Consider the following 10,430-nt stretch of genomic DNA (forward strand, 5'->3'; position numbering starts at 1 on the left):
ATTCCATTATATCAAATAGAATTTCTCCGGGCACCCTCAATTATGGCAGGATTTCAAAGCGCACTTCGCATCCTGAACTAATTCAGCACAGAAAAAAACCCTTCCAGCACCCGCACCTCAAAAAAAACCAGGTGTTTTCGGGTAACTAAAAGGGGATCCTATAAGCAGAAAAGCCGGCTAATGAATATTAATACGCCAGACTGAACAACCCTTTGATATGTGTCAGATAACGGATGTTGCTTGCTTCTTTCATCATCGTTGCAGGCAAGCCTTTCAATGGCGTTGAGTTGCCGCCGATAATAGCAACCCCGTCTTTACGGCCCAGGCTGGCCAGTGTGCCCGAATTGACCGGACTGAAGGTATCCAGCGATTTATTGTTAAGGTAAGCATACAGATTATAGCCGATCAGCTCACCCATCTGCCAGGCGATTTGTGCAGTCGGCGGATAAGGACGGCCGTCCGGAGCAAATACAACGGCACTGTCACCGGCAACAAATACATCGGCATGCGATGTGGATTGCAGGAATTCATTTACCGTTGCACGTCCACGGTTAACTTCAAGACCGGATTCACCGATCAGCGGATTTCCTTGTACACCGCCGGTCCATACGAACGTGTTGGCCACAATTTTTTGGCCATCCTTCAGATCAATGGTGTTGCCCTCCACATTGGTAACGGCTAGACCGGTCAGGAATTGTACGCCGCGTGCAGCAAGACTTGATGTAGCGCGTTCGATCAGGTGATCGGGCAGTACCGGGAGAATCTTCGGACCTGCTTCCACGAGCAGCAGCTTGATCTCTTTTTGATCCACCCCATAACGTTTGGTGAGCTTGGGCAGCACGTCCGCAATTTCACCTACAAGCTCAACACCCGTCAATCCGCCACCGCCGATTAGAATCGTCGCGTCAGCTTCATTGCCGGTTTTTGCGTACTCACGGATCCGGTCTTCGATATGACCGTGAATTTTATTGGCGTCAGCAGCCGATTTCAATACCATGCTGTATTGTTCAAGTCCCGGAATTCCAAAATAAGCCGTCGTGCTGCCAAGGCCCGCAACAAGGGCGTCGTAAGTTAGATTCGTGCCATCCGAGAGCGCAATTTGTTTGCTTTCAACGGAGAAGGATTTTACTTTGGCAATTTTAAGATCAATGTCTTTACCGGCAAAAAGCTTCGCCAGCGGCATAGCAACAGCTTTCTCTTCCACGCTGCCTGCGGCAAGACGATGCAATTCGGTAATAATCTGGTGGGTTGGATACTGGTTGACAACTGTGATCTTTGCCTCAGCCTTGCTCATATATTTGCGCACTGTCAAGGCACTCAGCAATCCGCCGTAACCTGCTCCTAGAATAACAATATGTTTTGACATATGATGTTTCCTCCGTCCTTACGTATGAGATTAGAATTAATTATTTCTGCTGGCTGCGTTCGCCGCTGACTTGCAGGTAAGCATTCATAAAACGGAGAAGCTTCTGAACCTGCGGATCCTTAATCATCTTCATCATTCCGAACACGCTGATCGTCTCGCTGCTTTCATTTGCCCGGTCTTTCGCCTCGATCACAGTAGCCGCCATATTCTTGACGGAACCTACTACCGGCTCGGCAATTTCTTTAATAGCGCCCACCGTATCATTCTTGAGTACTTCATCGGATGCAACCGACTGTACAAAGTCCATAGACTTCGTTAATACACCTACAAGCTGTGTAAGCTGCGGCAGCTGTTCTATCAAGGTTGTTAATGATTCCTGAACTTCCGGCTTCAAAAGCTGATCCAGAACATCCTCTTTGGTTAAAGAGGTTTGCGGTGCTTCCTGTTCAGGAGTGGTTTGCGTAATTGTTTCTGACATTGTTGGACTCTCCTCTGCATTAGCTTGTAACGCTTGATAATAGTCAATTCAATAACCCATGCGTCTATTATAACACCCATTATGTAATAAACGTCACAATCTTTTTGCCTCTATAACCTTATTTTGTGATTAAAATCACTTCTTTTCTGTCGTTTTTATTAATTTTCTTCTATTCGAACTTAATTTCACGATTTAGTGTAATTCATCATTGACGATTCCCAATTGCCGTGCTATCTTAAGTAAGTAACCATTTGTAAGTAAGTTTATTTACATAAGTTATTGATATTTATTAACTATCAATTTATAACCATTTGGAGGTATTTATCATGAGTACTTTTACAGATTTGGTGCAATCCCGCAGATCAGCTATGAATTTCGTGGAAGGGATCAAGATCCCGCAAAACGAGCTGGAGGACATGTTCTCTCTCACCCGGCTCGCCCCTTCAAGCTCCAATTTGCAGCATACACATTATAAGGTGATCAGCGATCCGGCACTGAAGGAGGAAATCCGCAGAGGTGCTTATGACCAATATAAAATCCACACAGCTTCCGCCGTTATTATTGTGCTCGGAGATAAGCATGCCTATCAGCAGGCACCGGAAATTTACAGCGGACTGAAATTGCTTGGCGCTATGAGCCAGGAGGAATATGACAACACCATCCAATCCATCAACGATGCCTATGAAGGAAATGATGCTTTCCAGCGTGATGAAGCCATTCGCAACGCCTCCCTGTCCGCCATGCAGTTCATGCTGATTGCCAAGGATAAAGGCTGGGATACCTGCCCGATGATCGGCTTTGATCCCGAAGCCATCAAGGCCACCCTCAATATCCCGGACCATCTTGTGCCGGCTCTGATGATTACCATCGGCAAGGACTACAAACGCAAGATCAGACCGCGCGGCTACCGCAAGCCGGTAAATGAGTTTGTTGAATTCTTCTGAGATGGACCCGTCTGGCATGCAAAAAGGCCTTGCCGCAGTATCGCGGCAAGGCCTTTTGTGAAAATATAAACGGCTAAATCCTAGACTCTGCGGAAACGCCAGAGCACGCTCTGGAAATCACCGTGCAGATTCGGCAATGGCAGCCCCGCATACATAAGATGATCTCCTCCGTACACGCCTCCGCCTTCCAGCCACTCATAATCCGCTTCAGGATCCAGTCCATTCAGGCGCAGATAATACAGTGAATCATTGGGCTCGGCCAGTGTCCGGGCATACACGACAACAGCCTCAGATTTATCTTCAGCCACAATCAGCCATGCGGTCTCGTTGCCTTCAAACGGGCTGAGCAGTCTGTACTGCTCCCCGAACTGCACCAGCGGCCGCAGCTCCTTGTAGAGCGCTACCTGTGCTTTTACTGTTTCGTTCTCTTCTACTGTAAACTTTGTCAGATCCAGCTCATAGCCGAAATTGCCTGACATTGCGACATGTCCGCGCAGTTCAAGAGAAGTATTACGGTGTACCTGATGGTTCGGCACGGCCGAGACATGGCTGCCCATGGAGCTGAGCGGATAGACGATGCTGGTTCCGTACTGGATTTTGAGCCTGCTGATCGCATCAGTATTATCGCTTGTCCAGGTCTGCGGCATATAATAGAGCATTCCCGGATCGAAGCGCCCTCCCCCGCCGGAGCAGCTCTCAAACAGGACATCCGGAAACTCCGAGGTAATCCGTTCAAGCACTCCATAAAGACCGAGCATATAACGGTGCGCCGTTTCCCGCTGTCTTTCCGGCGGCAGCAGCGCGGAGCCAATTTCGGTCATATTGCGGTTCATATCCCATTTCACATAGGAGATTGGCGCGCTGCTCAGCACATCGGCTATCCTGTCGCCGATCGCCTGGCAGACATCCTCACGGGAGAAATCGAGCACAAGCTGCATCCGTCCTTCTGTTCTGCGGCGGTCCGGCACATGCAGGCACCAATCGGGATGCCGGGTGTACAGTTCGCTGTCCGGAGAAATCATCTCCGGTTCGAACCAGAGGCCAAATTGCAGGCCCAGCCCGTTTACACGCTTGGCCAGATCATCCAATCCCTTGGGCAGCTTATTCGCGTCCACGAACCAGTCCCCCAGTGAGCTGCGGTCATCATTGCGGTGACCGAACCAGCCGTCATCCAGCACAAACAGCTCCAGACCAAGCTCGCTGCCGGCGCGGGCGATGTCTTCAATCTTGTCGGCGGTGAAATTGAAATAAGTCGCTTCCCAGTTATTGACGAGTACTGGCCGTGTACGGTCGCGGTGGGTGCCGCGGCACAGCCGGGTACGGTACAGCTTATGATAGGTCCGTGACATCGAACCGATGCCATCCGCCGAGAAGACCAGTACAGCTTCCGGAGTCTGGAACGCCTGTCCCTGCTCCAGCAGCCAGTTGAAGTCGAAAGGATTAATCCCGATGGATAAACGGGTTGTCTTGTACGGCTCAACCTCAGCCTGTGCGCTAAATCCGCCGCTGTAAACCAGACTGACGCCATATACATCGCCATGGTCCTCATCCGCACCTTTGGACAGCAGGGCGATAAATGGATTCTGCGCATGGCTGCTCGCTCCCCGGCGGCTCTCGATACCCTGCATGCCGGAAGCAAGCGCTCTGCGTTCCACATATCGCTCCCTCGCCCAGGACCCGGACAAATGAAGCATATCGTAATTCGAGTCACGGAAATCCACACTCATGCTGAGTCCACGCAGCAGCCTCAGCGACTGGCTGCCTTCATTGACAAACCGCACAGAACGGGTAATGGCGTTCAATTCATTAAATACGGTATAGCTGAGGATAATCCGCAGTCCGGCCACAGGATCGAGCAACTCGATCTCCAATGTATCGGCTTCCTCTTCATGCTCAGTATATGTAGCTGGCAGCCCCTCAAGAGCAGGCTTTCCCCGGTAAATGCGGTGTTTGTCATACAGCGCCTCGGAAGCCGTAGTTCCGTTCTCAGCCTGGATCTGGTAGGCTGGATGGCGGAAATCACCCACACCATAAACCGGGTACTCCTGTGCTATTGTATCGTAAGAGATAGACATGTCCTCAGGATATGGAGCTGGCGAGAAGGAGCAGCGTTCAGTCCGCTGGAGGATGGAGGACAGACCGGTTGAACGGATTTTCCTTCCCCAATATACATGCGCCGGAACTCCGGTAGGCAGCAACTGAATCACGTAGCTGGTTGCCTTGCTCTGAAGATGAAAGATACGTTCGTCGGATAAATATTGAATGGCCATTGGAACCTCCTGAAAGTTTGTGAGCATCTGCTTCCTTGATTGGATCGTACAAACTCGCTTCGGAAGCATCTGCTTAGTTTTGTAGAGCAGCATCTTACTTAATAGGCTTCGTACAACATCACTTTATTATATAGTGAAATCGCTTTAATTTCACCTCTGGTTAGCTTTCATTTCGCATAATAGAGAATGGCCGCAGCCGCCCGCTCCCGCCGCTCGGCATCTTCACTGTGCAGCGCAGCCGTGAGAACAGACAGCGCTTCAGCAATGATCTCTTCATCAACTTTTACCGTGTGCTTCGCTTGCTCACTGCCGGTCAGACCCGCATCCTCCAGCCACAGATCCAGCCTTTCAGGCGGCAGTGTTCCTATATACTGCGAGACTGGCAGGGTATCTGCCAGCAGTTCACCCATCATGGGATTCAGCTCTGCACTCAACAAGCTCTTCAGCCAGGTTACCCCTCTCCGGTGACAACGGCCATCTTCCGGATGGTCGCAGGCTTCCTCATAGAAATAATCGCCCAGGTCGCCAAGGTAGGCCCACTCCCCGTCTGAGATCAATACATAATCTCCATCCTGCATTGTATGTACAAAGATGTCCAGGCTGTCCAGCGTCTTTTCCAGTTCCGGCCCGTAGTAGGCATAGGTCTGCTGCAGCCGTCTGGCGATTTCTTCGCGGCTTGCCTGTTCCAAATCACCAATGCCGGGATATCCGGCGCAAACATAATTGTCCTGCACAAACTCCGTCATCCGCTCAATCCCAAGCGGCGCCGTCTTCATCTGAAACAACTTCATATGTGTGCTACTCCTTCCATTCTTCCTAACTCCTGCGCCATAAGTGAATTATACATTAAGAGCAGCAGCAATTATCCATGGAATATTAGTTAAAAAACTAAGAATAAGCAAGTATAATAGCGCTTACAAGAGGGTTATATGTATAATGGTTCCAGATTCAAAAAATACGGCTTTTTACTGCTTATGGGGATCAGGCTATACTATAGACATCAACTCAAGGAACCATACACTGCTAGAAGGAACGCTAATGCGGGCAGGTAAAATCTCTCCGTGAGCAATCTTTTGCAGCTGTAATCCCTGAGCTTGAGACTATATCTTTGATCCTGGCATTAAAGCTTTCAATTTATCCCGGAACGAAATGGTATGAGCTTCTTAAAGCTCAAACGTTGATCATCAATCCAATCGTTACCTGAGGATGATTAGAGAAGATTTAACGGTCAGGATAGGCAAATACACTGCCGCCTCGGACGATTTCTACCCGGCTGAGAACAAAGGATAGGATAAGGAGTCTGAGAAGAACATGGGTATAGTGCTTACAACATAAACCTCTATTGTTGATGAACAATCAATGATAGAGGTTTATGTGTGTTATGCGGGAGCACCCTTGCTTCATCTTGATGCCTATCCTCCTTAACAGGAAATGCTGCCGCTAATATAGTCCTTATTCCAAGAAATGAACAACTAACGGGAATCCCGCCCTCTAATTTTATGTTACAAGGGATCATTGTGGTTTATCTCCATGTTAGCGGTAGCAATCCCCTATATTATGCTAAAAAGGGATTTTAGCTGAAATTAGCGGGTACTTTTACCGCAGTATCGCAACAGCTGATGTGAAATAAAATTTAGCCTTACAGCAATGCAGGCGGTTCCCTGGGTTACCTTTTTAGTTGCGTTCTATGCAGACTGCATTCCTCTGGTCCTCGTCATCCGCAACATGGTGTTAGCGCCTTTTTGGAACTCATAGGAGACTTTAAGCTCTTCTGTATTCCAGCCCTGAGTGTGAATATATTCTATTAAACGGTCCATTTCTTCATATCTGCGGCCGGATAGATCGCTCAGCGGGAAGATGCGGATTTCTTCACTTGTCACACGCATCAGCTCCTGCAGACTCTGGAGATGAAAATCATAGTCCAGACGGTCACTATACATGAATAGAAAATGCGCGGATAATGTAAGCTCAAAACTTAGACCGGCAAAAGGCAGCTGCGGGAGCACCGCCGAAATATAAAGCTCCTCATTCTGTTGTCTGTCCAAAGTACTGGCTGTTAACGCTTCGATTCTTGCCTGCTTCAGCTCTTCGATGGATTTAAACTCATTCCACAGGAAATTCTGCTGCACCTTCGCAAGCTGCAGCATAGCGTGCTGAATATCCTTGATTCCCTTCTCCATCAGAACTTCCGCAGAATGGCAGTAGGCAATATCAGCGGCGACAGCTTAAGCGCCGAGCTGATTCGCCGCAGCCGTGAAAGAGCAAACACCCGCAGGACAATCGAGTATTCTCCGCACGGCCAGCTCCTCACGCTGCAAATTGAACATCCGCAAATATTCCTCAAAGGTCCGCCCAATCATAACAATCCGCTGCAAATCCAGTTTCGCTCCACTCATCTGATCTCATCTCACCTTTCCTCTTCTCGTCTCGTCCCATCCCATCTATCTTGTCTTGTCTTGTTGCAAAGTTAGCGTAAAGACAGCTCCCGCTTCAGAAATTGATACAGTCTCAAGCTGGCCGACCGGAGCGGATAATCAGCCACTCTGCAGGCGATTCCGCAGGCCATGTCTACAGCTCCTCCTGCCAGCTGCCGCACTGCCGTTCCCACAGGTACGGGCGCAAGAGTAGACTCAGGGACAAACGCAAGACCTAAACCAGCCTCTACGTAGAATTTCAGCGCTGTCATGCTGCCAACTTCCATGGTATTCAGCGGCGGTCCGGCAAATTCCTGCAGTACGCTCTCCAATTTTTTGCGGTAGGGGCAATTGACGGCCGTAATCAGCAGCCGATGTCCGCGAAGATGATCTGGAGTCACCTCCGGCAGGTCAGCGAGCGGATGATCCTCCGGCATTAACAGCACGAATTTCTCCGTGAACAGAGGCTCAAAGTGCAGCTCCTTTCCCAGCTCCGGTGCTGAACACAGCACCATGTCGAGTTCCCCGCGGAGCAGCCGCTCAGTAAGCGCCGGTGTTCCGGCGATATCTACCGAGATTTCAATCTTGGGGTAAAGGCTCATGAATTGCTGCAAAAGACGAGGCAGCCGATAGCTGGCGGTAGGATCGGTTGCACCCAGACGGACACTCCCCGCCTCGCCAGATTTCATTTCCGCGAGACTGCTCTGCAACCGTTCCATGTCCTTCACAATGAGCAGGCTCTGTTCATGGAATAGCCGCCCAGCTTCCGTTAAGCTAATCCCTTTACCGCGTTCGAGTAACTGTACCCCCAGCTGTGATTCCAGCTTCTGGATTTGCATTGTAATCGTCGACTGGGCATAATTCAGCTCTTCCGCCGCACGGTTAAAGCTTCCTGTGTTTACGATCGTCTGGAAGGTAATCAGCGCCTTGAAATCCATTTCCATTCCCCCATCACGATTCAATATTAATGAATCATCACTTCAATTAGTTCAATTATACAAAACCAAGTATGCTCTATAAAATAGTCTGTATCAACCCAAAAAGATATTCAAGGAGTGGATGCAGATGGAGCTTACAAACAAAGTGGCGCTCGTAACAGGCGGGGGTACCGGCATAGGCAGAGCCACAAGCCTTGAGCTGGCACGGCTCGGGGCGGTGGTCGCTGTTAATTATTCCCGTTCGGAACAGGAAGCGCTGGAAACTGTTCAACAGATCATTGATCTAGGCGGACAGGCCATCGCGGTACAGGCCGATGTTTCCCGGGACGTCGAAGTCCGGGCGATGGTTGGACAAATCGCAGCAACATTCGGCCGTATGGATGTGCTCATCAATAATGCCAGCATTACAAAGCACATCCCTCTGGAGGATCTCGATGCAGCTACGGAAGAAGTCTGGGATCAATTATTGGATGTCAACGTCAAAGGAATGTTCTTTTGCGCCCGGGCAGTGGCTCCTTATATGAAGCAAAACAAGCAGGGAGCCATTGTCAACCTCGGCAGCATTGCCGGAAATACAGGCTCCGGCTCCTCTCTTCCTTATGCGGTGTCTAAAGCCGCCGTACATGGACTTACCAAGTCACTGGCCCGCGCGCTTTCACCGGAGATCCGGGTCAATGCTGTGGCTCCGGGAGCCGTCGCGACGAGATGGTGGACCGGCCGGGAAGCGCAGATGCTGCGCCTGGCTCCCAATCTTCTGCTGCAGCAGATCGCCACAGCGGAAGATATCGCCAGGTTCATCTGCTCGGTTGTTGTGCAGGAGGCCTTAACCGGACAGGTCATTACCGTCGACAGCGGACAGACTTTATAGCAGCAAGCACAGCAAAAACGCCCAACAGCCCCATCCTCCCAATTCACAAAGGAAGATGAGGCTGTTGGTTCAAGAAAATTCATGGCTTCTTGCAGCTCATTGTATAATGGATAATCCTGTTATGCCGATCCGGGTTGCGGCCGGATCAGATCAGGAAGGTTCATTCCCCCATACCAGGCTGCCGGAGAGATAGGCCGGAACGCCAGCCCAATCCGCATAACCCGTACCTGACGCGTTAAAGGAATAATCTCCGGTCTGGGTATAATTGCTCCAATCCGCCTTGGATGCCCGCATCTGGATATCCAGGCCCTCCCCTGCTGCCAGGGAACCCGCTGCGCTTGTGAAGCCCAGCTCCACATAATAATCCGCCCCGGTTATGGCTGCCGGGAGTTTCACAAAGGTGCCGGTAACATTCGCACTGCCGGCCTGTGACCAATCGCAGAAGAAGCTTTGCGGCTGCTCGCCGTCAATCGTGTAATAATATCTGATCTTCACATCCGCCAGCGAAACGGCGCTGGTGCCCGTATTCAGCAGTTTGATCCGCGGATTCAAGACATTCGCTGAAGCCACTGTGCTGCCGTTATACATTTGGACCTTAAGACCACCGGTCACAACCACAGATGTATCCTCTACGGCAACTGCCAGCGACTGGGCGGCCCCGGCGCTGAAATTAAAGCTCAGCGTTGTTGTACCCACCGGCTGTATCGCCAGATAACCTTTCTTGATCGTGACTGCTGTGCCGCTTACGGTATAATCCGTTCCGGCAGTCAACGTTGCCGTTCCGTTCTTAATCGTGCTTAACGTGTTCCCGTTCAGCGTCAGCGTTACGGCCACATCCGCCTGATTCGCCGTCTTCTTATCGAAGCTGGCCGTGACCGGCGTAATCGCCGAGTTGCTCGCTGCCGTCGTATCCTCTACGGCAACTGCCAGCGACTGGGCGGCCCCGGCGCTGAAATTAAAGCTCAGCGTTGTTGTGCCCACCGGCTGCGCGGCCAGATACCCTTTTTTGATCGTGACAGCTGTGCCGCTTACGGTATAATCCGTTCCGGCAGTCAACGTTGCCGCTCCGTTCTTGATCGTGCTTAACGTGTTCCCGTTCAGCGTCAGCGTTACGGCCACATCCGCCTGATTCGCCGTCTTCTTATCGAAGCT

General features: G+C 50.5%; 10 protein-coding genes. 2 read left to right on the forward strand and 8 right to left on the reverse strand.

Features of this window, described 5'->3' with window-relative positions; all coding sequences use genetic code 11:
• Positions 1 to 187 precede the first annotated feature (187 nt).
• Positions 188 to 1,366 carry an NAD(P)/FAD-dependent oxidoreductase gene (locus AC3WT9_RS08870; RefSeq protein WP_341092316.1) on the reverse strand — a complete coding sequence of 393 codons (1,179 nt, stop codon included), beginning with the start codon at positions 1,364 to 1,366 and terminating at the stop codon, positions 188 to 190.
• Positions 1,367 to 1,406: 40 nt separating this feature from the next.
• Positions 1,407 to 1,844 (reverse strand): helical membrane plugin domain-containing protein, encoded by a 438-nt coding sequence (locus AC3WT9_RS08875; protein WP_341378288.1) that lies wholly within the window; start codon positions 1,842 to 1,844, stop codon positions 1,407 to 1,409.
• Between the two features lie 326 nt (positions 1,845 to 2,170).
• Here AC3WT9_RS08875 and AC3WT9_RS08880 point away from each other — a divergent pair, with 326 nt between their 5' ends.
• Positions 2,171 to 2,788, forward strand: a complete 618-nt coding sequence (locus AC3WT9_RS08880) for a nitroreductase family protein (RefSeq protein WP_341092313.1) — start codon at positions 2,171 to 2,173, stop codon at positions 2,786 to 2,788.
• An 80-nt stretch (positions 2,789 to 2,868) separates the two neighbouring features.
• On the opposite strand, the gene AC3WT9_RS08885 is transcribed toward AC3WT9_RS08880, so the two are convergent.
• The 5 genes from AC3WT9_RS08885 to AC3WT9_RS08905 all read right to left on the reverse strand — a co-directional run bounded on the left by AC3WT9_RS08885 (position 2,869) and on the right by AC3WT9_RS08905 (position 8,410).
• Entirely contained in the window at positions 2,869 to 5,058 is a 2,190-nt protein-coding gene (locus AC3WT9_RS08885) for an alpha-galactosidase (protein WP_341378287.1), read from the reverse strand.
• A 167-nt stretch (positions 5,059 to 5,225) separates the two neighbouring features.
• Positions 5,226 to 5,849 (reverse strand): DUF8426 domain-containing protein, encoded by a 624-nt coding sequence (locus AC3WT9_RS08890; protein WP_341378286.1) that lies wholly within the window; start codon positions 5,847 to 5,849, stop codon positions 5,226 to 5,228.
• Positions 5,850 to 6,743: 894 nt separating this feature from the next.
• The gene (locus AC3WT9_RS08895; RefSeq protein ID WP_341092308.1) at positions 6,744 to 7,238 is read right to left on the reverse strand and encodes a hypothetical protein; all 495 of its coding nucleotides are present in this window, start codon (positions 7,236 to 7,238) and stop codon (positions 6,744 to 6,746) included.
• A 45-nt stretch (positions 7,239 to 7,283) separates the two neighbouring features.
• Positions 7,284 to 7,454 carry a hypothetical protein gene (locus AC3WT9_RS08900; RefSeq protein WP_341092307.1) on the reverse strand — a complete coding sequence of 57 codons (171 nt, stop codon included), beginning with the start codon at positions 7,452 to 7,454 and terminating at the stop codon, positions 7,284 to 7,286.
• Positions 7,455 to 7,525: 71 nt separating this feature from the next.
• Positions 7,526 to 8,410 carry a LysR family transcriptional regulator gene (locus AC3WT9_RS08905; RefSeq protein ID WP_341092306.1) on the reverse strand — a complete coding sequence of 295 codons (885 nt, stop codon included), beginning with the start codon at positions 8,408 to 8,410 and terminating at the stop codon, positions 7,526 to 7,528.
• Between the two features lie 127 nt (positions 8,411 to 8,537).
• Here AC3WT9_RS08905 and AC3WT9_RS08910 point away from each other — a divergent pair, with 127 nt between their 5' ends.
• Complete coding sequence (locus AC3WT9_RS08910; protein ID WP_341092305.1) at positions 8,538 to 9,278, forward strand: SDR family NAD(P)-dependent oxidoreductase; 741 nt, start codon at positions 8,538 to 8,540, stop codon at positions 9,276 to 9,278.
• Between the two features lie 150 nt (positions 9,279 to 9,428).
• Here AC3WT9_RS08910 and AC3WT9_RS08915 read toward each other — a convergent pair.
• Positions 9,429 to 10,430 (reverse strand): X2-like carbohydrate binding domain-containing protein (locus AC3WT9_RS08915; protein ID WP_492407541.1); only part of this gene is annotated, 1,002 nt, incomplete at its 5' end.

The sequence above is a fragment of the Paenibacillus sp. EB106-06-01-XG199 genome (genome assembly GCF_058791575.1).

Bases quoted from the DNA above. Each gene is read 5' to 3' on its own strand.
- AC3WT9_RS08870 (WP_341092316.1), bottom strand. From the start codon at position 1,366: ATGTCAAAACATATTGTTATTCTAGGAGCAGGTTACGGCGGATTGCTG.
- AC3WT9_RS08875 (WP_341378288.1), bottom strand. From the start codon at position 1,844: ATGTCAGAAACAATTACGCAAACCACTCCTGAACAGGAAGCACCGCAA.
- AC3WT9_RS08880 (WP_341092313.1), top strand. From the start codon at position 2,171: ATGAGTACTTTTACAGATTTGGTGCAATCCCGCAGATCAGCTATGAAT.
- AC3WT9_RS08885 (WP_341378287.1), bottom strand. From the start codon at position 5,058: ATGGCCATTCAATATTTATCCGACGAACGTATCTTTCATCTTCAGAGC.
- AC3WT9_RS08890 (WP_341378286.1), bottom strand. From the start codon at position 5,849: ATGAAGTTGTTTCAGATGAAGACGGCGCCGCTTGGGATTGAGCGGATG.
- AC3WT9_RS08895 (WP_341092308.1), bottom strand. From the start codon at position 7,238: ATGGAGAAGGGAATCAAGGATATTCAGCACGCTATGCTGCAGCTTGCG.
- AC3WT9_RS08900 (WP_341092307.1), bottom strand. From the start codon at position 7,454: ATGAGTGGAGCGAAACTGGATTTGCAGCGGATTGTTATGATTGGGCGG.
- AC3WT9_RS08905 (WP_341092306.1), bottom strand. From the start codon at position 8,410: ATGGATTTCAAGGCGCTGATTACCTTCCAGACGATCGTAAACACAGGA.
- AC3WT9_RS08910 (WP_341092305.1), top strand. From the start codon at position 8,538: ATGGAGCTTACAAACAAAGTGGCGCTCGTAACAGGCGGGGGTACCGGC.